Source organism: Pseudomonas sp. NPDC090592 (genome assembly GCF_044769185.1).
GTDB lineage: Bacteria > Pseudomonadota > Gammaproteobacteria > Pseudomonadales > Pseudomonadaceae > Aquipseudomonas.
Window position 1 is genome coordinate 1 of sequence record NZ_JBIVXJ010000038.1, and the last position, 25,751, is coordinate 25,751.

Annotated in this window: 21 protein-coding genes; 4 read left to right on the forward strand and 17 right to left on the reverse strand. The window is 63.7% G+C overall.

All coding sequences use genetic code 11. The annotated features are described in order from the left end of the window. Positions 1-140: 140 nt before the first annotated feature. The 5 genes from ACIQUI_RS25080 to ACIQUI_RS25100 all read right to left on the reverse strand — a co-directional run bounded on the left by ACIQUI_RS25080 (position 141) and on the right by ACIQUI_RS25100 (position 6,200). Positions 141-1,547 carry an amino acid permease gene (locus ACIQUI_RS25080; RefSeq protein WP_403203342.1) on the reverse strand — a complete coding sequence of 469 codons (1,407 nt, stop codon included), beginning with the start codon at positions 1,545-1,547 and terminating at the stop codon, positions 141-143. 196 nt (positions 1,548-1,743) lie between these two features. Beyond that, complete coding sequence (locus tag ACIQUI_RS25085) at positions 1,744-3,996, reverse strand: ATP-binding protein (RefSeq protein WP_403203343.1); 2,253 nt, start codon at positions 3,994-3,996, stop codon at positions 1,744-1,746. Beyond that, entirely contained in the window at positions 3,993-4,769 is a 777-nt protein-coding gene (locus ACIQUI_RS25090; RefSeq protein ID WP_403203344.1) for a substrate-binding periplasmic protein, read from the reverse strand. Before ACIQUI_RS25090 ends, ACIQUI_RS25085 begins: the two co-directional genes overlap by 4 nt. Continuing rightward, positions 4,766-5,482 carry a response regulator gene (locus tag ACIQUI_RS25095; RefSeq protein ID WP_403203345.1) on the reverse strand — a complete coding sequence of 239 codons (717 nt, stop codon included), beginning with the start codon at positions 5,480-5,482 and terminating at the stop codon, positions 4,766-4,768. The genes ACIQUI_RS25090 and ACIQUI_RS25095 overlap by 4 nt, the downstream gene beginning before the upstream one ends. 73 nt (positions 5,483-5,555) lie before the next feature. Further along, positions 5,556-6,200, reverse strand: a complete 645-nt coding sequence (locus tag ACIQUI_RS25100) for a TetR family transcriptional regulator C-terminal domain-containing protein (RefSeq protein WP_403203346.1) — start codon at positions 6,198-6,200, stop codon at positions 5,556-5,558. 97 nt (positions 6,201-6,297) lie between these two features. Between ACIQUI_RS25100 and ACIQUI_RS25105 the strand changes: the two genes are divergently transcribed. Continuing rightward, complete coding sequence (locus tag ACIQUI_RS25105) at positions 6,298-7,044, forward strand: enoyl-CoA hydratase-related protein (RefSeq protein WP_403203347.1); 747 nt, start codon at positions 6,298-6,300, stop codon at positions 7,042-7,044. Between the two features lie 259 nt (positions 7,045-7,303). On the opposite strand, the gene ACIQUI_RS25110 is transcribed toward ACIQUI_RS25105, so the two are convergent. From ACIQUI_RS25110 to ACIQUI_RS25120, 3 genes are read right to left on the reverse strand one after another with little or no spacing between them, the layout of a single operon-like run. Beyond that, positions 7,304-8,359, reverse strand: a complete 1,056-nt coding sequence (locus ACIQUI_RS25110; protein WP_403203348.1) for a lipocalin-like domain-containing protein — start codon at positions 8,357-8,359, stop codon at positions 7,304-7,306. Next, positions 8,349-10,793 (reverse strand): FtsX-like permease family protein, encoded by a 2,445-nt coding sequence (locus ACIQUI_RS25115; RefSeq protein ID WP_403203349.1) that lies wholly within the window; start codon positions 10,791-10,793, stop codon positions 8,349-8,351. The genes ACIQUI_RS25110 and ACIQUI_RS25115 overlap by 11 nt, the downstream gene beginning before the upstream one ends. After that, on the reverse strand, positions 10,793-11,458 hold the full coding sequence (locus ACIQUI_RS25120) for an ABC transporter ATP-binding protein (RefSeq protein ID WP_403203350.1): 666 nt from the start codon (positions 11,456-11,458) through the stop codon (positions 10,793-10,795). The genes ACIQUI_RS25115 and ACIQUI_RS25120 overlap by 1 nt, the downstream gene beginning before the upstream one ends. Before the next feature lie 227 nt (positions 11,459-11,685). On the opposite strand from ACIQUI_RS25120, the gene ACIQUI_RS25125 reads away from it, so the two are divergent. Then, entirely contained in the window at positions 11,686-12,753 is a 1,068-nt protein-coding gene (locus tag ACIQUI_RS25125; protein WP_403203351.1) for a Rieske 2Fe-2S domain-containing protein, read from the forward strand. Positions 12,754-12,765: 12 nt separating this feature from the next. Further along, positions 12,766-13,716, forward strand: a complete 951-nt coding sequence (locus tag ACIQUI_RS25130; protein WP_403203352.1) for a PDR/VanB family oxidoreductase — start codon at positions 12,766-12,768, stop codon at positions 13,714-13,716. 6 nt (positions 13,717-13,722) lie between these two features. Here the strand turns inward: ACIQUI_RS25130 and ACIQUI_RS25135 are convergent, their stop codons facing one another. From ACIQUI_RS25135 to ACIQUI_RS25145, 3 genes are all read right to left on the reverse strand, one after another. After that, entirely contained in the window at positions 13,723-14,436 is a 714-nt protein-coding gene (locus ACIQUI_RS25135; RefSeq protein ID WP_403203382.1) for a GntR family transcriptional regulator, read from the reverse strand. Positions 14,437-14,626: 190 nt separating this feature from the next. Further along, positions 14,627-15,880 carry an OprD family porin gene (locus ACIQUI_RS25140; protein WP_403203353.1) on the reverse strand — a complete coding sequence of 418 codons (1,254 nt, stop codon included), beginning with the start codon at positions 15,878-15,880 and terminating at the stop codon, positions 14,627-14,629. 103 nt (positions 15,881-15,983) lie between these two features. Then, positions 15,984-17,324 (reverse strand): MFS transporter, encoded by a 1,341-nt coding sequence (locus tag ACIQUI_RS25145; RefSeq protein ID WP_403203354.1) that lies wholly within the window; start codon positions 17,322-17,324, stop codon positions 15,984-15,986. Positions 17,325-17,894: 570 nt separating this feature from the next. On the opposite strand from ACIQUI_RS25145, the gene mrdA reads away from it, so the two are divergent. Continuing rightward, entirely contained in the window at positions 17,895-19,790 is a 1,896-nt protein-coding gene (gene mrdA / locus ACIQUI_RS25150) for a penicillin-binding protein 2 (protein WP_403203355.1), read from the forward strand. 183 nt (positions 19,791-19,973) lie between these two features. Here the strand turns inward: mrdA and ACIQUI_RS25155 are convergent, their stop codons facing one another. The 6 genes from ACIQUI_RS25155 to ACIQUI_RS25180 form a co-directional block, all read right to left on the reverse strand. After that, positions 19,974-21,365, reverse strand: a complete 1,392-nt coding sequence (locus ACIQUI_RS25155) for an amino acid permease (protein WP_403203356.1) — start codon at positions 21,363-21,365, stop codon at positions 19,974-19,976. 122 nt (positions 21,366-21,487) lie between these two features. Next, a complete protein-coding gene (locus ACIQUI_RS25160; protein ID WP_300022126.1) occupies positions 21,488-21,835 on the reverse strand; it encodes a RidA family protein in 348 nt (115 codons plus the stop codon). A gap of 166 nt (positions 21,836-22,001) precedes the next feature. Then, positions 22,002-22,718 (reverse strand): ABC transporter ATP-binding protein, encoded by a 717-nt coding sequence (locus tag ACIQUI_RS25165; protein WP_403203357.1) that lies wholly within the window; start codon positions 22,716-22,718, stop codon positions 22,002-22,004. Beyond that, positions 22,715-23,488, reverse strand: a complete 774-nt coding sequence (locus ACIQUI_RS25170; RefSeq protein WP_391129837.1) for an ATP-binding cassette domain-containing protein — start codon at positions 23,486-23,488, stop codon at positions 22,715-22,717. Before ACIQUI_RS25170 ends, ACIQUI_RS25165 begins: the two co-directional genes overlap by 4 nt. Beyond that, positions 23,485-24,732, reverse strand: coding sequence for an ABC transporter ATP-binding protein (locus ACIQUI_RS25175; protein WP_403203358.1), 1,248 nt, complete (start codon positions 24,730-24,732; stop codon positions 23,485-23,487). Before ACIQUI_RS25175 ends, ACIQUI_RS25170 begins: the two co-directional genes overlap by 4 nt. A gap of 10 nt (positions 24,733-24,742) precedes the next feature. Beyond that, positions 24,743-25,681, reverse strand: a complete 939-nt coding sequence (locus ACIQUI_RS25180; protein WP_201205212.1) for a branched-chain amino acid ABC transporter permease — start codon at positions 25,679-25,681, stop codon at positions 24,743-24,745. Positions 25,682-25,751 lie beyond the last annotated feature (70 nt).

Genomic DNA, 25,751 nt, shown 5'->3' on the forward strand with positions numbered 1-25,751 from the left:
ACAACCATGGCCTGACAGGTTCGGCACGTTGCAACAAATGTGGGAGCGGGCTTGCCCCGCGAAGCGCCGCGCGGGCGGCGCTCGATCTCACAGGCAACAAAAATGCTGCGACAAACACCTTCAACCAACGAACTACGGCATCAAACCCCCGGCGCACTAGGCTCGAAGGCCCCCTGCCGACGGCGATTGACGAAGTAATACGCCGCATAGCACAGGGCAATAAACCCAAAGCCCCAATACAGCGACGGCCGCTGGGTTTCATCCAGCGCCAGGAACACGAACAGCGAGCTGCACAAGGTGATGCACAGCAGCGGCACCAACGGGTACAGCGGCGCCTTGTACTTCAAGTCCTGCAATTGCCCGCCCTCACGCAGGTACACCTTGCGAAAGCGATACTGCGCCAGGGCAATGACGATCCAGGTCACGGTGCCGGACATGCCGCTCACCGCCATCAGCACCATGAACAGGGTGTCGGCGGCAATGAAGCTGGTCATCAACGAGATCAAGGCAAAGCACAGGGTGATGCTCAGCGCCCGCAGCGGCACGCCACGTTTGCTCAACGGCGACAGGCTCTTGGGTGCCATGCCGCTCTTGGACATGGCCCACAGGATACGCGTGGACGCATACAACCCGGAGTTGCCCACCGACAGGATGGCGGTAAGGATGACGAAGTTCATCAGGTCGGCGGCGTAAGGGATGCCGACCATGTCGAACACCTGCACGAACGGGCTTTCCATCAACCCGGCCTGCTCGTACGGCACGATGGCCGACAACACGGCAATGGCCAGCACGTAGAAGATCAGCACGCGGAACACCACGTTGCGCACCGCCCGCGGGATGCTCTTTTCCGGGTGCTCGGTCTCGCCAGCCGCCACCCCCATGATTTCGCAGCCCTGGAAGGCATAGACCACCGTCATCATCACCGCGAACACCGCCGACAGGCCGTGCGGGAACAGCGACTCGCCCACCAGGTTGTCCAGCATCGGTGCCGGCGCCCCGCTGCTCAGCGGGATAGCGCCGAAAATCACCATCAGGCCAATGACGATGAAGCCGAGGATGGTTGCCACCTTGATGCCCGAGAACCAGTACTCCGCCTCGCCAAATGCACGGGTGGCCAATGCATTGAGGCCGAACAGCACGACCACGAACAGCGCCGACCAGTACCAGATCGGCACCTCGGGGAACCAGCGGGTCATCAACATGCCGGCGGCGGTGAACTCCAGGCCCACCGTGGTCGCCCAGCTCATCCAGTACACCCAGCCGATCATGAAGCCGGTAGCCGGGCCGATGAACTTGGTGGCATGGGCCTGGAACGAGCCGGACACCGGCATCTGCACCGACAGTTCACCCAGGCAGACCATCACCAGGTACATCAGCAAACCCGCCACCAGGTAGGCCAGGATCGCGCCCACCGGGCCGCCCTGGTTGATGGTGACGCCCGAGCCCATGAACAGGCCGGTGCCAATCACCCCGCCCAGCGACAGCATGAAGATGTGCCGGCTTTTCAGTGCGCGGGTGAGCTGGATTTTCTCGTGGGTATCAGTCATGGCACACCTCGCCATTGTGGCAAGTGCGCGGGGTGGTGCAAGGAAGGGGCTGAGTGCCAGAGCATGTCATTATTCTTGTCTCCAATAAGCCTCATGGACCGCGTGCAACACGGTTGCCATGGATTATTGGAAGCAGATGTAAGGTGCTGTTGTACGAACGGATCGAAGATGTAAAAAGTCGTAAGTTTTTTGTACGTCAGCTCTGGATCAACTGTTCCAGGGTGGCACGGGCCTGGCCGAACTGGCTTGCCAGTGGCTCGGCGAGGGCGTCAAGGGCCTGTTGGTCATGCTCGCGCGCCGCGTCTTCCAGGCGTCGCAACAGCCCGGCAAGGCCAGAGAAGCCAAGGGAATCGCAGCTGCCGGCCAGGCGGTGGGCCAAGTGCTGCACATCGGTATGGTCCTGCGCCGACAGCGCCTCGGCCAACGTGGCGGTGTGTTGTTCCAGCGATTGGCGCAACACATTCAAAAGGCCTTGCAGCTTTTCTTCGCCCAGCAGTGAACGGTGCGTGGCCAGCAGCGACCAGTCCATGTCGGGGTCTGCAGCGGCCTGTTCAGCGGGCGCCACTTCAGCCAGTGCCTGGCGCAGGTTGACCAGCCGTAGCGGCTTGGCCAGCACACCCTGCATACCGGCCTCCAGGTAACCCGACACCTGCCCCGGTTGCACGCCAGCGGTCAGCGCCACTATCCGGCTATGGCGGTTTGGCCCTGGGTTGGCGCGAAGCTGCCGGCACAGTTCCACCCCGCTCATGCCGGGCAGATGGACATCGAGCAGGATCAGGTCGAAACGCCGCTGTGCGCACACCTGCAAGGCCTGCGCGGCATCGTCGGCAAAGATTACCCGGTGGCCATCAGACGCCAGCAAGCCACCCGCCACTTCACGGTTCAGCGCCACATCCTCGACCACCAGGATATCCAGGCTGGCCGTGGCCGTGGGGGCTGCAGCACTGCTTGCAGCCTGCTGCCCACGTGCAATGTCGAGTTCGAACCAGAAGTTGCTGCCCTGCCCTTGCACGCTGTCCAGGCCAATGCAGCCGCCCAGTTTTTCCACCAGATGCTTGCAGATCGCCAGGCCCAGACCCGTGCCGCCATAGCGCCGGGCCACGGCCTCGCTGGCCTGGACGAAGCGGTCGAAGATTTTTGCCTGTACGGCCGGCTCAATGCCAATCCCGTTGTCACTCACCGACAGCCGCACACGCTGCGCAGCCCCGTCACTGCCCAGCACCTGCACCTTGAGCCGCACCTGGCCGTGTTCGGTGAACTTGATGGCATTGGCCAGGAGGTTGCTGAGCACCTGGCGCAGGTACTGCTCGGCGCCATGCTGATACCCGGCCAGTTGTTCATCGATGTCCAGTAGCAGCGTGTCGCCGTTAGCCACGGCCATGGGTTCGAGCAGCGTCAGCACTTCACGGCACAACTGGCGCAGCGAGAAACCGACCAGCTCGGCCCGGCTTTCCCCCTCCTCCAGCCGGGCGAAGTACAGCACTTCGTTGAGGATCGCCAACAGGCCCTCGCCAGCTTTGTACAACGCCTCGACGCGCTCGCGGTCGGGCGCTTCCAGGCGGCCACCGCGCAGCAGTTCGGCCATGCCCAGGATGCCGTTGAGCGGGGTACGCAGCTCATGGCTCATGGTTGCCAGGAAGCGCGACTTGGCCAGGTTAGCGGCCTCGGCGTCATCCTTGGCCCGGGCCAGGCTGGCTGTACGGCGTTCGACCATGGCTTGCAGTTCGTCGCGCTTGTCCTGCAACGCCAGGCGATCGCGCTCGCGGCGCTCGATGTCGCTGAGGATGGCGCGGCGCATGTCGTCCAGGGCGTGGGCGACGGTGTCGATTTCATCCGGGCGCGCCGAGCGACGGCGGCCCAGGCGCAACGGCTCCTGCCACTGCCCGGCACCGATCCGCCGGGCAAACTCGGCCATCACCTGCAGATGGCGGGTGACCAGGCGATAGAACAGCCCCGACAATGCCACCGCCAGGCCGCACAGGAACACGCCCATCCACAGCAAGCTGGCCAGGCCCGTGGCGTACAGCCGACGGTGCACCGCGCCAAGGTCGATACTGACTTCCAGCTCCCCCAGGTGCCTGGGTGGCCCCGAGGGCGGCTGATAATCAAGGGGGAAGCGCTCGCTGCGCAGCGGGCCTTTGGGCTCGGCATCACCGCGTAATAGCTGGAAGTCTTCGCTGACCAGGCGTACCCGGGCCACGTCGGAAAAGTCCACCAGGCCACGCAGTTGGGTATCCAGCTGCGCCTCGTCCAGGTCCCACAGGCTGCGCTCCAGGCTGGCCAGGTAGCCAGCGCGGATCAACGCCATGCGCGCCTCGATGTCGCGCATCTCGCGGCGGTATTCGAAGTACAGCTGCACAGCGCTGGCCAACACGGTGAAACACAAGCTGAACAGCAGGATGAACACCAGCAGGCGGCGCAGCAGGCCATCGGTGTGCAGGCGGATCATCGGGCGTCCGCCGGCAGCTTGATCATGTCGCGGTAGGTGACTTCGCTCTGCTCCAGCCAGCGCTCGATCTCACCGGCCTGGTTCATACGCCGCAGCTGCTCGTCGATCTCGTCCATGTGCTGGCTCAAGGGTGATTGCCGCGAAACCGCAACGCGCAGGTAGTCCACGCTAAGTGCCGTGGGCAATACGCGGATGTCCTGCGCCCCGGGCAGGTGCTCGATGAACAGCTGGCCGGTACGCCGCTCCTGAATCACGTAGTCGATGCGCCCGCGGATCAGCTTGCCAAAATTCTGCTGGCTGGAAGACACCCGCTCGATGTTCTGGTGGCGGGCGACGAACTGGTCGAACTCTGCGCCGTAGCTTTCACCGTACAGCAACCCACCGCGGTAGCCAGCCAGGTCTTCCAGGCGTGCGAACCGAACCGGCCTGAGGCGGTTGTAGAAAACGGCCACCTCTTCGCGCACCACCGGCTCCGTGGAAAAGCGCATGCGCTGGTCACGCTGGTCGCTGTTGTAGGCCAGCACCACGTCCACCCGGCCGGCGGCGGCATCCATCAGGCAGCGCTTCCAGTTGCCCAGCACCACGGTCTGTACCTCATAGCCCATGCGTGCGAACAGCTCGCGCACCACAGTCGGCGCCAGGCCACGTACCTGGTGGCCGTCGCTCCAGGAAATCGGTGGATACACCGGGTAATCGCAGTAGCGCACCGTCTGCGCCGCACCGGCCTGCACGCTGAGCAACGCCAGCGCCATCCCCCAGGCGCGATGGGTCATGCCGCCACGCTGGCAGTGAACAGGTAGCCGGTGCCGTGAATGGTGATGATCAGCTGCGGTTCGGCCGGGTCGTCGTGCAGTTTGCGCCGCAGGCGGCCGACCAGCACGTCGATGGAGCGGTCGTTGGGCACCCACTCGCGGTTGCGAATCTGGTCCATCAGCTGGTCGCGGCTCAGGGTATGGCCGCTGTTGCGCAGGAATACGCTGAGTAACTGGAACTCGCCGTGGGTCAGCAGGGTTTGCCCGCCGCGCGCGTCGATCAGGCGGCGGCGGTCGGTGTCCAGCGCCCAGTCGGCAAACTGCTTCAACGACTGAGCACAGGCCGGTGCCGGGTGCTGCTCGCGGGCATGGCGCACGCGGCGGATCAGGTTCTTGGCGCGGGACACCAGTTCACGGGGGTTGAGCGGCTTGATCACGTAATCGTCGGCGCCGCATTCCAGGCCGACGATGCGGTCGATGTCGTCGTTGCGGCCGGTGATGAGGATGATGCCCACCTCCGAGCGCACCCGCAGCTCGCGGGTCAGGGTGAGGCCGTCCTTCCCCGGCAGGCGGATATCCAGCAGCACCAGGTCGACAGGCTGGCTGCCAAGCAGGGCTTCGGCCTTTTCTGCCGTGTCGGCGCAGTGCACGTCATAGCCTTCCTGGGCCAGATAGGCCTGCAGCAAGTCACGAACAAGCGGATCGTCATCGACGATCAATACCCGAGGCGTCATTGCGTGTTGTCTCTTTATTATTGGTGTTGTTTACACACTCGCGCCAGCAGCGTACTCGTTACTGAACAGGCGATCAACAGCCCCCGGGCAGGCTGAAGCGGCGCCGACCACCGGCTTGCAGGCCATCGACCCAGGCCTCGCAGATAATCACGCCCTGCTCGGGGGTGAAGGTGCCGGGGTTGAGCCCCGACTCCAGCCACAGGCCATCGAGCAAGGCGCTGAGGCTGATGGCGGCGAGGTCGGCGTCGAAGCCCTGCCAGCCCTCATCCGTGGCCAGTTCGGCCAGCAACTGGCTGAGTTCCTTGCGGTACTCGCCATAGGAATGGTCATGCACCTGGTTGATCGCATCGGCCGTTTTCACTGCCCCCCAGAACGCCAGCCAGGCGTCGAGCAGTTGCGGGTCGAGCAACTCTGCGCAGAAGGACGCGCGAAAAAACGCCGACAACCGCTCGCGGGCATTGGGCGCCGCCTGGGCCATGGCTTCGCGCAGCAGGCCCATCACCCGGCCGGTAACGGCCAGGTAGGCCTCGGCCACCAGTTCGTCCTTGCCGGCGTAGTGGTGGCTGATCAGCCCGACCGAAACCCCCGCCTCGGCCGAGATCTTGCGAATCGAGGCGCCCTGAAAGCCATGGCGCTTGAGGCACACCAGGGTCGCTTCGACCAGGTTGGCTTTGCGCAATTGCGGCAGCATGCGGTGGTAGCGGGCTTCCTGGTTCATCGACGGCTCTCGGTTCAGGGCTGGACTGAACGACTGTACAACAAGCCGGAGTGCGTGATAAACCCTTGCCCTGCCCACAACAATAAAAGCGGCTGCCATGAACGACCTGATCACACGCGAACTGGACCAGGGCCTGCTGACCCTGGCTTTCAACCGCCCCGACAAGCTCAATGCCCTGAACACGGCCATGTACCAGCAGCTGGGCGACCTGCTGTTGGCGGCCAGTGAAGACCCGAGCGTAGAGGCCATCATCATCACCGGTGGGCCGCAGTGCTTCACTGCCGGCAACGACCTGCGCGACTTTCTCGACAACCCGCCCGGCGACCTGGACAGCCCGGTGTTCCGCCTGATGCGGGTGGTCATGGGGCTGGACAAGCCGCTGATCGCGGCAGTCAGTGGCGCGGCCATCGGCATTGGTGCCACCTTGTTGTTGCATTGCGACCAAGTGCTGGTCAGCCGCTCGACCAAGTTGCGCATGCCTTTCGCACCGCTGGGTGTGTGCCCGGAGTTCGGCTCCAGCCTGCTGCTGCCGCGCATGCTCGGCCAGGCCCGTGCGGCCCGCCTGCTACTGGGCAACGAGCTGCTCAATGGCGAGCAGATGGTGGCCTGGGGCTTGGCCAATGAACTGCATGAGGATGGCGAACAATGCCTGGCTGCTGCACAGCGGGTGGCGCGGCAGCTGCAAAGTTACCCGCAGACGGCGCTGCGCATCAGCAAGCGGTTGCTCAAGGACAGCCAGCGGGCCGAGCTGGAGGCGACGGTGGCGCGGGAAAGCCGGTTGTTTATCGAGTGCTTGCGCACAGAAGAGGCTCGGACGGTGCTGCGAGGGTTGGTCAAGGACTGAATATGGGTTGCCGGGTGCTCGCCATGGCATCTTCAGCGTCTGTGAGATCGAGCGCCGCCCGCGCGGCGCTCGATCTCACAGACGCTGAAGATGCCGAGGCCAACACCTGTCAGCCCTGATGCGATCTCTGTGTGGGTTCACCCGCAACACCGGTGCAGCCCGTGCCATGCACCGCGTTGCTTGCTTCGCGGGTAAACCCGCCCACAGAATGTACGACTCGCTGGAGACATGTGTTTCCAGCAGGAGACAGGGCCGAAGGTCAATACCCCGTCATTTCCAGATACCCGCGCCCCCCCGTACTCCCCGTCAACCGCACCGGCCCTTCCCAGTACGGAAATCGCGTATCCATCCATGCCTGCGGTTGCACTGCGTCAACCTGCAAATCCACACCATGCTCCGGTACCTGTACCCGCCAACGTGTCGGCACCCGCTTGCCATTTTTTTGATTTGCCCAGGCCAGCGCGTGCATCTGGATCTGCTCCCCTTCAAGCGCTACAACCTCACCCTGCGGCCCCACCCAGGTACCCGCCCGATACGCCTCACCCTGCGCCTCTCGCACCTGGAACAGCATCAGCTTGCCCCCACTGTCCAGGTGCAGCGAAAACCAGTCCCAACCCGTTTGCCCGGCCGCCAGCGGCTGGCTGCTCCATTCTCGGTCGAGCCAGGCCTGGCCCATGACCGCGATGCACATGCCATCACGCTCCACTTCCCCGTGCACACGGTAAAACGGCTGGCTGTAATAGTAAGAGGCCTGCCCCTTGCCCGACTTCTCGCTGTAGCCCTGATCGCCATGCAGCACCAAGGGCCGATCACTGCCCAGACGCAAGTCGTAGCGAAACCCTGCGCCCCCGGCGACCATGCGCAAACGCTCGATGCCAGCCCTGCCCTGCAACGCCCAGTCATTGATCCACGCCCGGAACGGCTGGGCCTGTACACCGGCCTGGCCGATACCACCGCGCGCCAGGGTTTCGCCAGACTGGTGCCCACCCGGGCCGGTCAAAGCCGCGTGCCCCATCCACACGTTCGGGCTGTTCCAGTCGGTGGTTTCCGGGCCTGGGCGCAGGGCCGAGCGGAACAGCGTCCACTGCGCGCCCCAGTCACGCCCTTGGGCATCCTTGAGGTTGGCGGTGACGTACCACCACTCGATGCGAAAACCCTCGTGCGGGCCGTGGTCACGCGGGAACGCCAGGCGATGCCCGCGGGTGACCTGGCTGAACCCGCCTGCCTGCTGCCCAAGCCCGGCATAGCCTTGCGGTGCCGGTTGGTCACAGGCACTGAGCAGGCCGCACAGTACCCACCACGCACTACGCTTCATCGGCAAACGGCCTCAACAGTTCGCGGGGCTGGCGGCGCGCCAGTTGCCACAGCGGCCAGGCGCTGGCCAGCAGGCTGGTAAACAGGCCCAGCACAGCCAGTTGCAGCAGTTGCGCAGGGAACACGTAGAGCGGCAGGCGCCAGCCGAACGCCTGCACATTGACCACCGCCACCAGGCACCAGGCCAGCAACACCCCCAACGGGATGGCCAGCAATACCGTGAAGCTGCTTAGCATCAGCGTTTGCCCCAGGCTCAGCCACACCAGCTGCCGGCGCGGCACGCCCAGCGCCCACAGCGGTGACAGCTGGTTGAGCCGGGTCTGGCCCAACGTCAGCAGGTTGATGAACAGCGCCACGCCGGCCACGCCAAGGGTGAGGCTATTGAGCGCGGCAGTGGCAGCAAAGGTACGGTTGAACACCTCGGTAGACCAGCTTTTCAGGCGTGCCTGCTCTACCACGCGGCTGTCGTCCAAGCCGAAGTGCTGCTGCAATGCAGCCTTGGTGACGGCCACCTGGTCGGCGGGCAGATCAACGCTCAACCCGGTCAGCGTCGCCTGTGGCCAGTGCGCACGCAACCAACCGGCATTCACCAGCACATGGCCCTTGGGGTTGCCGTAGTCGGCATAGATCCCGACCACCGTCATGGCCTGCGAAGGCAGCGCCAGGCGGTCGCCCAAGTGCAGCTTCAAGCGCCTGGCCAATTGTTCACTGAGCATCACGGCCTGCCCGCTGGCCAGTTGCTCCCAGGCCTGGGGCTGCTGCTCAAGCAACGGCCAACGTTTTAGGTAGATGGGGTGATCGACGATGCCCTGGACCTGCACCGGCCAGCCCTGCAACCGGGTTTCAACACGCCAGCCAGGCAACACCGTGCTCACGACAGGTTGCTGGCCGAGCCATTCGGCAATCTGCAAACCTTGGGCGGTATCCCGAGGGGTGACATACAGGTCGGCAGACAAACGCATGTCCAGCCAGCCAATGAATGTCTTGCGAAAGCCCTCGGTCATGCTGCCCACGCCAACACTGGTCGCCAGTGCCAGCAACAGGGCCATGAGCGCAAGGCTCAGGGCCGGCAATTGCTGGCGGCAATCGGCGACAAACCATTGTGCCAAGGGGCGCTGGCAATACCGTGTCAAAACGCCCAGCACCCGGTCGAGCAACGCCGGCAATAACAGCGCCGCCGCCAGCAATAGCCCAGCCAGCATGGCAAACGCACTGGTCAGGCTGTTACCCAGCAGGCCACAGGCCAACGCCAGCAGCAATAGAAAGCCCGCCACGCTGGCCTGGCGCCTTGACCATGGCCCCTGCGCCAGCCGCCAGGCCTGAGGTTGTGCCAACGCCAACAATGGCAACCGGGCTGCACGCAACACGCTGTCAAACCCTGCCAGCAATGCACCCAGCACACTCACCAGTACACCTGTCAGCCACCACCCTGCGGGCAAGCTCAGCGTGCCGGCAACCTGGGCGCCATACAGGCCACGCAAGCTGGCGGCCACATCAGGCAACAACCATGCGGCCAGCCCATACCCACTGACCACACCGGCCAACCCACCCAGCACGGCGAACAGGCCCAGCTCCAGCATCAAGGCACACAGCAGGGTGTTCAGACCCACCCCACAGGCACGCAGGTTGCGGATCAAGCCACGGCGCTGTTCCAGTGCCAGGCCGATGGCGGCATGAGCGATGAACAGGCCAACAACGAACGCCAGCAGGCCAAGAGCGGTCAGGTTGAGGTGAAAACTGTCGGTCAGCCGCTGCAAGCCACCCTCGTCCTGCGGTGGCTGCAATTCGAGCAAGGGCGCGATCGCAGCGGGCAGCGGCCCCGGCGTGCCGGCCACCAGCAACCGCGACAACTGCCCAGGCGCGTGCAGCAGGCGCTGGGCATGGCCGATGTCGACAATCATTACACCGGGCGCCAGCGCCGGCTGAAGCACCAAGGGTGGAAGCGGCTGCCCTTCGCTGTCGTGTATTGGACCTGCACCCAGTTGGCGCCAGGTATCCGGCCCTACCCAGGTTTGCCCGGGTGTACCGATGAATGCCTGCAAATCGAATGCTTGCGGCTGTACACCCGCAATGCTGCTGGCTGGCGGCAGGCTCAAGGGTTCGATGCCAATCAGCCGCATGCTACGCGCCGGCTCCCCCGGCAAGCGCAGGCGCCCTTCCAGTACCGGTGTTACAGCCCATCCCTGCCTGCGCAGTTGCACATACAACCCTTGGTCGAAGCGCTCGCCATTGCGCGGCAGCAGTTGCGCCTGCAACGGCCCGGCCAGTACGGCACTGGCCCGGGCATAGTCACTGCGTGCCTGGCTGTTCAGCGCCTGTACGCCCGTCCACAGCGCCGTGGCCAGCCACAGCCCGGTAAATATGCTGACAAACTGCACCCGATGGCGCCGCCAATGGCTGAGCAACGCCAACACGGCCAGCGATAAAAGCCTCATCAGCCCTGCCCTGGCTGAACGCGGCCGGCTTGCAGGTAGCAACGCTGCTGCAAGTGTGCCGCCAACCGGGGGCTATGGGTCACCATCAACACACCACTGCCGGCCTCGGCGACCAGTTGCAGCAGCAGGCTCAGCACCTCGTCACTGCTGGCTTCGTCCAGGCTGCCGGTCGGCTCATCGGCCAGCAGCCACGCCGGGCGCCCGGCCAGCGCCCGGCCGATGGCGACCCGCTGCTGCTGGCCGCCGGACAACTGTTCCGGGTAGCGCGCCAGCAAACCCGCCAGGCCCAGGCGTTCTGCCAGGTAGGCCGCCCATTGCCGGTCATGTCGGCCGGCCAGCCTTGCCTGGAATGCGAGGTTTGCCGCCACATCCAGGCTGCTGATCAGGTTGTATTGCTGGAACACCAGGCCAATGCCCTCCCGTCGCCACTGCGCCAACGCGGCTTCCGAGCGGCTGTCGAGCGGCGTGCCATCGATCAGGATGCGGCCACTGTCGGCACGGTCCAGGCCGGCAACCAGGTGCAGCAAGGTGCTCTTGCCGCTGCCCGACTCGCCCATCAGCGCCAGGCTGCTGCCGCGGGCCAGTTGCAGGTTTACGCCCTGCAACACCGGGAGCGGGCCTTGGGGAGTGGGGAATGATTTGTGGAGCTGTTCGATGGCGAGCATCGATGGGCCTTGGTGGGTGGTGGGTCTGTTTAGGAATAGCAGGTTCGGGAGGGCACGGGTCAAAGGCGGTAAGTAAGACTACAGTGGCGACCCCAATAGTGGATCCATAAGAAATCCGATAATCGCCCATAACCTCAAGTATTTCGGATTTTACGATTGACCTATCAGGATGGCGAAAGCTCTAATGGATCCATTAAATAAAAACAAAACCCCGGAGAGCCTCCCCCATGTACCCCAAAAACACCTGGTACGTAGCCTGCACCCCCGATGAAATCGCCACCAAGCCCCTGGGCCGGCAGATCTGCGGCGAGAAGATCGTGTTCTACCGCGCCCACGAGAACCGCGTAGCTGCCGTAGAGGACTTCTGCCCACACCGCGGCGCACCGTTGTCATTGGGCTACGTCGAAGACGGCAACCTGGTATGCGGCTACCACGGCCTGGTGATGGGCTGCGATGGCAAGACCGTGTCGATGCCGGGCCAGCGGGTACGGGGCTTCCCCTGCAACAAAACCTTCGCTGCGGTGGAGCGCCATGGCTTCATCTGGGTCTGGCCCGGCGACCAGGCGCAGGCCGACCCGGCGCTGATCCCGCATCTGGAATGGGCAGTCAACGATGAGTGGGCCTATGGCGGTGGGCTGTTCCATATCGGCTGCGACTACCGGCTGATGATCGACAACCTGATGGACCTGACCCACGAAACCTACGTGCACGCCTCCAGCATCGGCCAGAAGGAAATCGACGAAGCGCCGCCAGTCACCACCGTTACCGGCGACGAGGTGGTGACTGCCCGGCACATGGAAAACATCATGGCCCCGCCCTTCTGGCGCATGGCGTTGCGTGGCAACGGGCTGGCCGACGATGTGCCGGTGGACCGCTGGCAGATCTGCCGCTTCACCCCGCCCAGTCACGTGCTGATCGAGGTAGGCGTGGCGCATGCCGGCAAGGGTGGCTACCACGCGGATGCGCAGCACAAGGCGTCGAGCATCGTGGTGGACTTCATCACGCCGGAAAGCGACACCTCGATCTGGTACTTCTGGGGCATGGCGCGCAACTTCGCGGCGCAAGACCAGGCGTTGACCGACAACATCCGTGAAGGCCAGGGCAAGATTTTCAGCGAAGACCTGGAGATGCTGGAGCTTCAGCAAAAGAACCTGCTGGCCTACCCCGAACGCAACCTGCTGAAGCTGAACATCGATGCCGGTGGCGTGCAGTCGCGCAAGATCCTGGAGCGGATCATCGCCAAAGAGCGTGCGCCGCAACCGCAACTGATCGCCACCAGCGCCACCCCTGCCTGAGGAGAAACCGACATGATCGATGCCGTAGTGGTTTCCCGTAACGATGAGGCGCAGGGCATTTGCAGCTTTGAACTGGCGGCAGCGGATGGCAGCCTGCTGCCGGCGTTCAGCGCCGGGGCGCATATCGATGTGCACCTGCCTGACGGGCTGGTGCGCCAGTATTCCTTGTGCAACCACCCTGAAGAGCGCCACCGCTACCTGATCGGCGTACTCAACGACCCGGCCTCGCGGGGTGGCTCACGCAGCCTGCACGAGCAGGTGCAGGCCGGCGCACGCCTGCGTATCAGCGCACCACGCAACCTGTTCCCGCTGGCGGAAGGGGCACGGCGCAGCGTGCTGTTTGCCGGAGGCATCGGGATTACCCCGATCCTGTGCATGGCCGAACACCTGGCACAAAGCGGTGGGGATTTCGAACTGCATTACTGCGCCCGCTCAAGTGAGCGTGCTGCCTTTGTCGAGCGCATTCGCAAGGCACCTTTCGCCGACCGCCTGTTCGTGCATTTTGACGAGCAACCGGAAACGGCCCTGGACATTGCACGGGTACTGGCTGACCCGCAGCCGGACGTACACCTGTACGTGTGCGGGCCGGGTGGTTTCATGCAGCATGTGCTGGACAGTGCCAGAGGCCTGGGCTGGCAGGAGGCTTGCCTGCACCGCGAGTACTTTGCCGCAGCGCCCGTGGATGCCAGCAACGATGGCAGCTTTTCGGTGCAGGTCGGCAGCACAGGCCAGGTGTTCGAGGTGCCGGCCGACCAGACGGTGGTGCAGGTGCTGGAACAAAACGGTATCGAGATCGCCATGTCATGCGAACAGGGCATTTGCGGCACGTGCCTGACGCGCGTGCTGCAAGGCACGCCGGACCATCGCGACATGTTCCTGACCGAAGAGGAACAAGCGCTGAACGATCAGTTCACGCCTTGCTGCTCGCGCTCCAGAACGCCGCTGTTGGTGCTGGATATCTGAACCGGCCTACGCCGAGGGCAGGATGACCTTCATGCCCTCTTCCACCGTTGCCCCACCAAAGGTTTCGGCATAGCGCAAGGTGGCGTTGGCGTGCTCGCGCATGATGGCTTCGGCGCGGGCACCCTGACGGTTGACCAGGGCATCGAATGCCGCGTGATGCTGCATGTGCGCGAAGTTGAAACGCCGGTATTCGCGGGCCAGGTTGTGGCGGTCCACTGCCAGGGCGGTGACCGAGGCGAATGGCAGGTGGTCGTTACGCGCCAAGGCGTCGGCGATGGCCGGGTTGCGGCTGGCCTCGATGATCACCTGGTGAAAGCGCATGTTGAGGTCGTGGTAGGCCTGCAGGTCTTCTTCGGTGACAAAGCCTTTGTCGAACAGCTGGTCGCCTTCGACCAGGCAGCGTTGCAGCGCCTCGCGGGCCTGGGCTGACAGGCCACGCTCTGCGGCCTGGCGGGCAGCCAGGCCTTCCAGTACGCCGCGCACCTCGACTGCACCGGCGATGTCATCGGCACTGACCGAGCGCACCTGAAAACCCCGGCCACCAAAGCGTACCAGCAGGCCTTCCTGCTCAAGGGTGCGAAACGCCATGCGCACGGGCATGCGTGACACACCGAACAGTTCAGCAGTGGGGACTTCCATCAAGCGCTCGCCGGCCGCCAGCTCGCCCGAGGCGATCATCTTGCGCAACGCGACCAGCACCATTTGACCAGGCTTGCTCATCCGGGCTACTTCCAGGGACATGAGCGGGCATCTTAGCGTATGGCGGGGTGCATGGCACCGGCTACGCCGGTGTTCGCGGCGGTTCGACGCCTCGACATGCCCGCTCCCACAGGATCGCGGAAAACCCAGGATAAGCGCGAACCCTGTGGGAGCGGGCGGGCCCGCGAAGAAGGCGACGCGGTGCAAGCCTTTATAGAGACAACGGGTAGCTGACAATCAACCGGGTCTGGTCGAAATCGCTGTTGAAGCTGCGCCGGTTGGTCGCGTTGTTCAGGCGGATGTTAAGGTCCTTCAACACCCCACTCTGGAAGGTGTAGTTCACCTCGGTATCGCGCTCCCATTCCTTGCCATTGTGGCCTGCCGCGGTGGTGGCATTCTCCCCATGCCCATAACGCACCATGGCCAGCAGCCCCGGCACACCCAGCGCAGCAAAGTTGTAGTCGTATCGGGCTTGCCACGAGCGCTCGTCAGCGTTGCTGAAATTGCCGTTGAACATGTCGTTGCCCAAGGTCCGGCCGCTGCTGCCGTACACCGACATCCACTGGCTGTCGCCACTGACCTTCTGCAACCCCAGGTACAGCGTGTGGCCGCTGTGGGAGGCCGAGAGCAATGCGTAGCCGGTGCGGCTCTGGATATGGCCGATGCGCGCCTGACCGTCGTCCCGGTCAATGAAATAGCCCAGGTTGGCGCCTAGCGTCCACTCAGCTACCCGCTGGCTATGCAGCACGTTGAAGTAGCTTTGCTGGTAGATATCTTCAAGCTGCGAATGCCAGGCGCCGATCAGCGTGCGCTGCTGGTTGAAGCGATACTCGGCGCCGGCATAGTTGAACCCGTCGGAAGTAACGCCCGGCGCGGCCCAGGCAGAAAGGTCCTGCATGTCGGACGAGTTGCGCAGGCTCACCTCGCGATACTGACCGGCCTGCAGGCTCAGGCCTTCGATCTCCCGCGAGTCCAGCATCGCGCCGCGGAATGTCTGCGGCAACAGGCGGCCATCGTCGTAACGCAGCAATGGAATGTCCGGCAACAGTTCACCCACCTTCAGCTCAGTGGCCGAAATGCGCACCTTTGCCGCCAGGCCGGCGCGCCCATAATCGTCAGCCGCGCGTCCGTCGCCATGCACCGGTAGCAGTTCGGAACCGCTGGTGCCGCTGCCGCTGTCCAGCTTCACACCGAACATGGCGATGCCGTCCAGGCCAACACCGATCAGCCCCGGGGTGTAGCCAGAACTGAACTTGAAGATAAAACCCTGGGCCCACTCCTCGACCTTGCCCTTGGCCGCCCCCGGGTCGCGGAAATCGCGGTTGAAGTAGTAGTTGCGCAGGGTCAGCCCGGCCTTGGCATCCTCCAGGAAGCCGCCCTCCCCGGCCCAGGCAGGTAGGCCCAGGCCAAGCGCCAGCGATACCGCCAGGGCCGAACGGGCCGGTGTGCAGGTTGTGTGCAGCATTATTATTGTTCTCCGCTTTTCATAGGCGCAGCCGACCGCCGCAGGCCAACATGGGCCTGCGCCGGCAAGCTGCATTCAGGTACCCGGCCAGGCCGGGCGGCACTTACTGGCTCAGAGCTTCGACAGGTGCAACGGGTGTTGGCCTGGCCATTGGCCGAAGCAGCAGCAAGCAGCCTGCGGCCAGCACGAAGACGCTGGCGAACACCCCGTACAGGTGCAGGGGTTGCCAGCCGCCATCCAGCAACACACCGGCCACGGTCGGCGAAAGGATGGCGCCCATGCGGCCGATGCCGATGCCCCAGCCCACGCCGGTGGCGCGTACCGAGGCGTCATAGACCACAGGCGACAGTGCATACAGGCCAGCCACGCAACCGTTGGAAAACAGCCCGATCAGCAGCCCCAGTGCCAGGGCGGCACTGACCGAAGCGCCATTGGCCACGAACAGCACCAGCAACCCCGCCGTGACCAGCATGAACAAGGCCAGCACACGCGTGAGTGGCCAGCGCGAAGACAGGCCACCGATCAACGCCGCGCCAAGAATGCCGCCGACGCTCAACAGCACCCCGCCCGTGATGCCCTGTTGGGCCGACAGGCCGGCGGCCACCAGCAGCTTGGGCGTCCAGCTCATGACGAAGTAGAAGCCGAACATGACCAGGAAGAACAGCAGCCAGATCACCAGCGTGGTACGGCGCATGGCCGGTGCCAGCAGTTGCCGGAAGCCGCTGGCAGCACCCTGCTCCCTGGCAGTGGCTGTCGGCAGCTGCGCGAGGGCCGGCTGACCGAGACGCACCGCCAGGCGGTTGACCCGCGCCAGCGCATTGGCCGGGCGGCGTGCCAGCAGGAAGTCCAGCGACTCCGGCAACCACAGCAGCACCAGCGGAATCACCAGCACCGTGACAACGCCGCCAAACAGGAACACCGAGCGCCAGCCCCAATGCCCCAGCAACCACACCGCCAGCAAACCGCCCAGCGTCGCGCCCAGGGCATAACCGGTCGATTGCAGGCTCACCGCCAGGCCACGCCAGCGCTTGCTGGCATATTCACTGGCAATCACGTTGCTGCTGGCCAGGATGCCGCCAATGCCCAGCCCGGTCAGGCCACGCAGCAGCGCCAGTTGCAACGGGGTGTGGCTCATGGCCGAGAGCAACATGCCGATGCCGGAAAGCGCCAGGCACAACAGGATCAGCGGGCGGCGACCAAAGCGGTCGGCCCACGGCGCAATGAACAACGACCCGGCCGCCATGCCGAACAGGCCGGCGCTAAGCAGCAGCCCCACCTGCGCGCCGTTCAGGCCCCACTCGGCAGACACAGAGGCGGCGGTAAAGGCCATCACCAGCACGTCGAAGCCGTCGATCATGTTGAGGACAATGCAAATACCAATGGCCAGGCACTGGAAGCGACCCATCGGGTCGTTGTCCAGGCGTTGCTTGAGATCGGTATTCATGGGGTCACCTGCTGGCCCAGGCTGGCCAAAGGTGGAAGGACAACTGCGCACGCGCAGGCAAAGCGGAAGGAACGTTGACGGTTCCGTGCCCCTGGATAGCCATTCATGACTTGGACCCTTTTTGTAATTGTTGTCGCATACGGCAGGAGGGCTCCGGCCGTTGTCAGGCGCTAATCAACCAGATAATGGATCCACAAACAACACGGGGCGCTTAGCAAAGCTGGAGGGAACACGCTTTAATGGTATGAAAAATCAAAGATAATACATAATAATCCATTATATTCAGTTAGTTACAAAATCAGCACTTCGCTCAACTTCTGTTCGCTTATCGAACACTTACATTTCATGGATCCACAAAACCGCCATCCATCTTGCCTTGCACTCCATGGCAGCGCCGCCATGAACAAATCTTCATGTTCGCCGCCAGCGCCCTGAATACGGGGCAGACAGCCCCTGCCGCCCCACCGGCAGCCGTCACCCGCCTTGAGGCTGCGGTAGGTGTTGCGTAGCATCCCCGGCCCGATCGCGCGCCCGTACAGCCGCCGTGATAGCTGCAGAAAAGAGCTACCAATGCCACAACCCATCCCCCTCAAGGACCACGAAAAGGAAAAGCACCTGGTCAACCGCCGGCTCCTGGCCTGCGCCGCCCTGGTGTTCAGCCTGTGTGCCGTGCTGGTGGGGCGGCTGTATGTATTGCAGGTGCTGCAGCACGACCAGCAAACCGCGGTATCGGAAAACAACCGCGTGCACGTGCTGCCCATCGCCCCCGAACGCGGGCTGATCTACGACCGCAACGGTGTAGTGCTGGCCGACAACAAACCCAGCTTCGACCTGACCATGACCCGCGAGCGGGCCGGCGGTGACTCGGCCAAGGTGCTCGACACCCTGGCCCAGGTACTGGGCCTGAGCGAGGACGACCGCAAGCAGTTCGACAAGGACCTGCGCCGTGGCCGCAAGCCCTTCGAACCGGTAACCCTGATGGTGGGCCTGAGCGAAGAGCAGATTGCCCTGGTGGCGGTGAACCAGTTCCGCCTGCCGGGCCTGGAGGTGGAGCCGCAGTTCATCCGCGAGTACCCGCTGGCCGGGCATTTCGCCCACTCGGTGGGCTACGTGGGGCGCATTAACGAGAAAGAAGCCAAGGTTCTCGACAGCACCGAGTACCGCGGCACCCAGTCGATCGGCAAGACCGGCATCGAACACTTCTACGAAGACCAGCTGCACGGCCACGTAGGCTATGAAGAGGTGGAGACCAACGCCCAGGGCCGGGTGATGCGCGTGCTCAACCACAAGGCCCCGACCCCGGGCCAGGACATCGTCCTGACCCTGGATGCCCACTTGCAGGTAGCCGCCGAAAAAGCCCTGGGCGACCGCCGTGGCTCGGTGGTGGTGCTGGACCCGGCCAATGGCGATGTACTGGCGATGGTCAGCAACCCCAGCTTCGACCCCAACCTGTTCGTCAAGGGCATCAGCTTCAAGCAATACGCCGAGCTGCGCGACTCCATCGACCGCCCGCTGTTCAACCGCGTGCTGCGCGGCCTGTATGCCCCAGGCTCGACGGTAAAGCCGGAAGTGGCCATTGCCGGCCTCGACAGCGGCGTGATTACCCCGGGCAGCCGGGTGTTCGACCCGGGCTATTACGAGCTGCCCAACTATGACCACAAGTACCGCAACTGGAACCGCAGCGGCGATGGCTGGGTGGACATGTACACCGCCATCATGCGCTCCAACGACACCTACTTCTACGACCTGGCGCACAAGCTGGGCATCGACCGCCTGCACGACTACATGGCCGAATTCGGCCTGGGCCAGAAGGTGTCGCTGGACATGTTCGAAGAAGCGTCCGGGCTGATGCCGTCAGCCCAGTGGAAGCGCGCCACCCGGCGCCAGGCCTGGTTCCCGGGGGAGACACTGATCCTGGGCATCGGCCAGGGCTACATGCAGGTCACCCCGCTGCAACTGGCCCAGGCCACCAGCCTGCTGGCAAGCAAAGGGGTGTGGCACCGCCCGCACCTGGCCATGACCGTGGGCGGCGCTGCGCCAATCGACCCCAACCCGATGCCCAACATCGTGCTGCACGACAAACACGCCTGGGACCAGGTCAGCCAGGGCATGCAGATGGTCATGCACGACCCGCGCGGTATCGCCCGTGCGGCGGCAGCGGGTGCGCAGTACCGGATTGCCGGCAAGAGCGGTACCGCGCAGGTGGTGGCGATCAAGCAGGGCGAGCGTTACAACCGCAACAAGACCCTGGAACGGCACCGCGACAATGCGCTGTTTGTCGGCTTTGCCCCGGCTGACCACCCGAGTGTGGTGGTGGCGGTGATGATCGAGAATGGTGAGGCTGGGGGGCGCGTGGCGGGGCCGGTGGTGCGGGAGGTGATGGATGCTTATCTGCTGGATGAGCAAGGGCATTTGAAGCCTGAGTATGCGGGCGGTGCAAGTGCCCGGAGCGTGCCGCACACTTAGGTTTTTTGGGGCCGCTTCGCGCCCCATCGCCGGCAAGCCAGCTCCCACAGGGATCGCATTCAGCTTGGGGGATCCGCTTTCGAAGTGACAGCCTCCCACAGGGATCACATATAGCCTGGAAGATCCGCTTTCGATGTGGGAGCCTGGCTTGCCGGCGATGGGCCGCAGAGCGGCCCCAGGCTGTCAATCCCCGTACACCACCTTGCCCGCCATGCCCACTTGCCGCCGGGTCACGCACACCAGCAGGATGAACCCGGTCACCCCCGCCGTCATCAATGCTTCATAACGGTAGGCATCACTGACCAGCATGTACCCCAGCACCAACAAGATGGCACCAATGACCAGCCAGGTCAGCCATGGGAACAACCACATCTTGAACGCCAGCTCGGTACCTTCACGCTCGGCACGTGCGCGCATGCGCAGCTGGGACACGGCAATCACCAGGTAAACCAGCAAGGCAATGGAGCCTGTGGTCGACAGCAAGAAGCTGAACACCTTCCCCGGGAATACATAGTTGACCAGGCAACCCGCGAACCCCGCCAGCGTCGACAACAGCACCGCCGCCACCGGCACACCGCTGCCCGATACCCGCCGGGTGATCGGCAACGCTTCACCGCGCGCGCCCAGCGAATACAGCATGCGTGAGGCGGTATACAGCCCGGAGTTCATGCAACTGGTTACCGCCACCAGCACCACCAGGTCGACCATCAGTTTGGCGCCGGGCACGTTGAGCACTTCCAGCACCCGCTGGAACGACCCCACCGTTTTCAACGCCGGGTCATTCCAGGCAACCAGCGACACCACCAGAAAGATCGACGCCAGGTAGAAGATGGCAATGCGGTACACCACCAGGTTGGTGGCGCGACGGATCTTCTCCTTCGGGTTGGAAGTTTCGCCCGCGGCAATGGTGACCACCTCTGCGCCGAAGAAGCAGAAGATGGTGATCAGCACGCCACCCAGCACCGCCCCCCAGCCGTTGGGTACAAAGCCGCCATTGGCCCACAGCTGGCTGACGCCGGACACCTTGGCCAGCGGCCAGACACCGAACACAGCCATGCCACCCACCACGATGAAACCGATGATCGCCAGCACCTTGACCAGGGCGAACCAGAACTCGAACTCACCGAAGTTTTTCACGCTGACCAGGTTGCTGCACGCCAGCACCGCCATGATCAGGAACGCGAACAGCCAGGAAGGTATCGACGGGAACCAGGCGTGCAGGATATCTGCGCCGGCAATGGCCTCGACAGGGATGATCAGCACCCAGAACCACCAGTACAGCCAGCCGATGGTAAACCCGGCCCACGGCCCGATGGCCTCGCCGGCATAGGTGGAAAAGGAACCACTGTTGGGGTTGGCCACGGCCATTTCGCCCAGCATGCGCATCACCAGCAGCACCAGCAGCCCGGTCATGGCGTAGGAGATGAGGATGGCGGGGCCAGCGGAGGCAATGGCGTTCGAAGAGCCAATGAACAGGCCGGCACCAATGATGCCGGCGATGGAAATCATCGAGACCTGGCGAGAAGTCAGGCCATGCTGGAGGGAACGTTGTTTTTTCGCTTGGGACGACGTCATCTGAAACCTTCGATCAGCTTCGCCGCGGCACGGGCTGCGGCGAGCCTTCTTATCATTGTGTTCGGCGAAACCCGGTGGATCGCAGTGACTGTAAACGTGCGGGGCGCATTGTCAGGCGCGCTTCAAGCTGCGGCGGTGATGATGATTTCAACCAGCATGCCGGGCTTGGCCAGGCGCGCCTGGGCACTAGAGCGTGCAGGTGCGTGCTCTTTGACCAGCCAGGCGTCCCACACCTTGTTCACCTCATCGAAGTCACGGAAATCGTCCAACAGCAAAATGGCATTGAGGATGCGGGTCTTGTCGCTGCCTGCCTCGGCCAGCAGGCGGTCAATCTTGGCCAGCACTTCACGGGTTTGCGCCGCAGCGGACTCGCCGGGTGTGGCTACCTGGCCGGTCAGGTACACAACACCATTGTGTTTGACGGCATGGTGAATACGGGTGTCGAACCCATAACGCTCGATATCGCTCACTGCATATCTCCAGATAAATACTTGAAATGTGCTTGCTGGGGCCGCTGTGCGCCCCATCGCCGGCAAGCCAGCTCCCACAGGTACAGCGCTTGCCTTGAAACCCGCGCAAACCTGTGGGAGCTGGCTTGCCGGCGATTGGCTGCGCAGCAGCCACTGCCCCTGGGCGTCACTCGCCGAGGTAGGCCTTTTTCACTTGATCGTCATGCAGCAGCGCCTTGGCACAGCCTTCCAGGGTGATGCGCCCACCATCAATGACGTAGGCACGCTGGCAGGTCTGCAGCGCAAGCCGGGCGTTCTGCTCCACCAGCAACAGGGTCACGCCACCCTTGACCACCTCGACGATGGTCTCGAAGATTTTCTGCACGATGATCGGCGCCAGGCCCATGGACGGCTCATCGAGCAGCAACAGCTTGGGCCGGCCCATCAGCGCGCGGGAAATGGCCAGCATCTGCTGCTCCCCGCCCGACATGGTCCCGGCCAGCTGATATGCACGCTCCTTCAGCCGCGGGAAGATGCCGTACATGCGCTCGATGTCGGCGCCAATGGCGTCCTTGCCGTCGCGCCGGGTGAAGGCGCCCATCTCAAGGTTTTCGTGCACGGTCAGCTTGGGGAAAATGCCCCGCCCTTCTGGCACCAGCGCCAGGCCTTCACGAATCAGGTCATGGCTTTTGATCGCCGCGTGGGCCTTGCCATCGAAGGTGATGTTGCCGTCGCTGGGCTTCAGCAACCCGGCCAGGGTCTTCAAGGTAGTGGTCTTGCCGGCACCATTGGCACCGATCAGCGCCACCATTTCGCCCTGACCCACTTTGAGGTCGATGCCCTTGATCGCCTGGATCGCGCCATAGGACACCTTCAGATCATTCACTTCCAGAATGTTGCTCATGCTACAGCCTCCGCGCCCAGGTACGCCTCGATCACTTTGGGGTCCTTGCGCACATCCGCCGGCAAACCGTCGGCGATCTTGCGGCCGAATTCCAGCACGGTGATGTGGTCGCACAGGCCCATCACCAGCTTCACGTCGTGCTCGATCAACAGCACCGTCTTGCCATCTGCCTGCATCTTGCACATCAGTTGGCGCAGGCCTTCGGTTTCCGAGGCATTCATGCCCGCTGCCGGCTCGTCCAGGGCAATCAGCTTGGGCTCGGTTGCCAAGGCCCGGGCAATTTCCAGGCGGCGCTGGTCACCGTAGGACAGGCTCTTGGCCAGTTCACCGGCCAGGTGGCCGATGCCAACGTAGTTCAGCCAGTAACGGGCGGCCTGGCGGATCTCCCGCTCTTCACGCACGCAAGCCGGGGTGCGCAGGATGGCGCCGAACACACCACTGCGGGTGCGCACGTGGCGGCCGATCATCACGTTTTCCAGGGCGGTCATGTTGTGGAACAGGCGGATGTTCTGGAACGTGCGGGAAATGCCGGCCTCCACCACCTTGTGCGGCTTGCTGATGCGCAGCGGCTTGCCGTCGAACATCACCCGCCCCTGCTCGGCCTTGTACAAGCCGGTGAGCACGTTGAACAAGGTGGTCTTGCCCGCGCCGTTGGGGCCGAGCAGGCCGCGGATCTCACCGCGACGAATGCTCAGGTCGATACCGTGCAGCGCCTGCAGGCCACCAAAGAACTTGCTCACCTGATGCAGTTCGAGAAGTACGTCGCTCATGCTTTGTCCGCCTGTTTGGCCGGGTATTCGAAAGAGGCTTCGGTGGCCGGCGCCTGCACTGCAGTGCTGAGTGCTGCCGGCACTGGCGCAAGCTCCGGGTCGCTGTCGTGCAGTTCGGCACGGCGGCGATCGGACGGCCACAGGCCTTCAGGGCGAAAACGCATGACCAGGATCAGTGCCAGGCCGAACACCAGCATGCGCAGGGTCGAGGCATCCAGCACGTTGCGCAGGATGTCGCGGCTGATGAAGGTGACGTTGTCCATCACCCAGGGCTGAATCCAGTTGACCAGGTCACGGAACAGCTCTGGCATCACCGACAGGATCAGCGCCCCCAGCACCACGCCGCGGATCGAGCCCATGCCGCCGAGCACCACCATGGCCAGGACCATGATCGATTCCATCAGGGTGAACGACTCAGGGCTGACAAAGCCCTGGTAGCTGGAGAACAGCACACCGGATACGCCACCAAAGGTTGCGCCCATGGCAAACGCCAGCAGCTTGAGGTTGCGCTTGTTCAGGCCCATGGCCTCTGCCGCCACTTCATCCTCGCGTAGGGCCATCCAGGCGCGGCCGATGCGCGACACTTCCAGGCGTTTGGACAAAACGATGCAAAGGATGACGATGAACAGGAAGAACAGGTAATAGCTGATGACCGGCGAAACCTGCAGGCCGAACAGGCTCCAGCTTTGCTGCAAGGACAGCAGCGGCGCGGCGCCCTCGCCCGGCAGATGCATCCATGCCCCGCCGTCCACATGCAGCGGTGCGATGCTGCTGATGCCCTGGGGGCCATTGGTGATGTTCACCGGCTGGTCCAGGTTGTTCATGAAAATGCGGATGATTTCGCCAAAGCCCAGGGTGACGATGGCCAGGTAGTCACCGCGCAGCTTGAGCACTGGCGCCCCGATCAACACCCCGCAGATGGCAGCCGCAATCGCCGCCAGCGGAATGATCACCCACAGCGGCCAGTCCATCACCATTTGCGTCAGCCCCGCCAGTTGCAGGTGCGGCGAGGCCAGCAACGCATACAGGTAGGCACCAATGGCATAGAAGCCGATGTAGCCCATGTCGAGCAGGCCGGCATAACCGATGACGATGTTCAGGCCCAGCGCCAACAGCACGTAAAGCATGGCAAAGCCAAGAATGCGCACCCAGGTGGGGCCCAGCATCGGGATGGCTTCGATGATGAACGGCAAGGCAATGAAGCCGAGGGTCAACAGCAGGTATTGGGTCTTGAGGTTTTTCATCGCGGGCTCCTCAGGCACGGTCGGCCTGGCGTTCGCCAAGCAGGCCGTTTGGCCGGAACAGCAAGACCAGGATCAACACCGCAAAGGCAAAGATGTCCTGGTAGTTGGCACCCAGGAAGCCACCGGTGAGCTGCCCGGTATACCCCGCTGCAAGCGATTCGATCAGCCCCAGCAACAGGCCGCCGGCCATGGCGCCGAACAGGTTGCCGATGCCACCCAGCACCGCGGCCGAGAACGCCTTCAGGCCCAGCAACAGGCCCATGTAGGCATCCGCCTGGCCGTAGTTGACGGCGCGCATGACGCCGGCAATGGCGCCCAGGCTGGCGCCGATGAGGAAGGTGGCGCTGATCACCCGGTTGATGTTGATGCCCATCAACCCGGCCACTTCCTGGTTTTGCGCGGTGGCGCGCATGGCCTTGCCCAGGCGGGTCTTGTCCACCAGCAGCCACAGGCCAAGCATGATCACCACGGCAATCAGCATGATCGACAGCTGCACGTTGGTGATGGTGGCACCGAATACGTCCACCGGCTGGGTTTCGACCACCTCGGGGAAGGTTTTGTAGCCGCGCCCCCAGATCATCATCGCCAGGTTCTGCAGGGCAATGGAAATGCCGATGGCAAGAATCAGCGGGGTCAGCCGCGGGGCTTTGCGCAAGGGCCGGTAGGCGTACTTTTCCATGCCTTGAGCCAGCAGCATGCACACCACCACGGCAGCCATGATCGCCAGCAGCAAGGTGATGATACCGGGCGCAAAGCCTGCGCCGGCGAGCATCGTCAGTACCGAAATGGTCACCATGGCGCCGACCATCACCACCTCGCCATGGGCGAAGTTGATCAGGCCGATGATGCCGTAGACCATGGTGTAGCCCAGGGCGACCAGGGCATAGATACTGCCCAGCACCAGGCCGTTGAGGACCTGTTGCAACAAGATATCGAAATTACCGTCCACGCGCTGAATCCTCGAAACTGCGTTGTCGTCGGCGCGCGGCGTTGAAGCACCACGCGACCGACAGGCCTGG

Coding starts and splice junctions, on each gene's coding strand:
- ACIQUI_RS25080 (WP_403203342.1), bottom strand. CDS start 1,547: ATGACTGATACCCACGAGAAAATCCAGCTCACCCGCGCACTGAAAAGC.
- ACIQUI_RS25085 (WP_403203343.1), bottom strand. CDS start 3,996: ATGATCCGCCTGCACACCGATGGCCTGCTGCGCCGCCTGCTGGTGTTC.
- ACIQUI_RS25090 (WP_403203344.1), bottom strand. CDS start 4,769: ATGACCCATCGCGCCTGGGGGATGGCGCTGGCGTTGCTCAGCGTGCAG.
- ACIQUI_RS25095 (WP_403203345.1), bottom strand. CDS start 5,482: ATGACGCCTCGGGTATTGATCGTCGATGACGATCCGCTTGTTCGTGAC.
- ACIQUI_RS25100 (WP_403203346.1), bottom strand. CDS start 6,200: ATGAACCAGGAAGCCCGCTACCACCGCATGCTGCCGCAATTGCGCAAA.
- ACIQUI_RS25105 (WP_403203347.1), top strand. CDS start 6,298: ATGAACGACCTGATCACACGCGAACTGGACCAGGGCCTGCTGACCCTG.
- ACIQUI_RS25110 (WP_403203348.1), bottom strand. CDS start 8,359: ATGAAGCGTAGTGCGTGGTGGGTACTGTGCGGCCTGCTCAGTGCCTGT.
- ACIQUI_RS25115 (WP_403203349.1), bottom strand. CDS start 10,793: ATGAGGCTTTTATCGCTGGCCGTGTTGGCGTTGCTCAGCCATTGGCGG.
- ACIQUI_RS25120 (WP_403203350.1), bottom strand. CDS start 11,458: ATGCTCGCCATCGAACAGCTCCACAAATCATTCCCCACTCCCCAAGGC.
- ACIQUI_RS25125 (WP_403203351.1), top strand. CDS start 11,686: ATGTACCCCAAAAACACCTGGTACGTAGCCTGCACCCCCGATGAAATC.
- ACIQUI_RS25130 (WP_403203352.1), top strand. CDS start 12,766: ATGATCGATGCCGTAGTGGTTTCCCGTAACGATGAGGCGCAGGGCATT.
- ACIQUI_RS25135 (WP_403203382.1), bottom strand. CDS start 14,436: ATGAGCAAGCCTGGTCAAATGGTGCTGGTCGCGTTGCGCAAGATGATC.
- ACIQUI_RS25140 (WP_403203353.1), bottom strand. CDS start 15,880: ATGCTGCACACAACCTGCACACCGGCCCGTTCGGCCCTGGCGGTATCG.
- ACIQUI_RS25145 (WP_403203354.1), bottom strand. CDS start 17,324: ATGAATACCGATCTCAAGCAACGCCTGGACAACGACCCGATGGGTCGC.
- mrdA (WP_403203355.1), top strand. CDS start 17,895: ATGCCACAACCCATCCCCCTCAAGGACCACGAAAAGGAAAAGCACCTG.
- ACIQUI_RS25155 (WP_403203356.1), bottom strand. CDS start 21,365: ATGACGTCGTCCCAAGCGAAAAAACAACGTTCCCTCCAGCATGGCCTG.
- ACIQUI_RS25165 (WP_403203357.1), bottom strand. CDS start 22,718: ATGAGCAACATTCTGGAAGTGAATGATCTGAAGGTGTCCTATGGCGCG.
- ACIQUI_RS25170 (WP_391129837.1), bottom strand. CDS start 23,488: ATGAGCGACGTACTTCTCGAACTGCATCAGGTGAGCAAGTTCTTTGGT.
- ACIQUI_RS25175 (WP_403203358.1), bottom strand. CDS start 24,732: ATGAAAAACCTCAAGACCCAATACCTGCTGTTGACCCTCGGCTTCATT.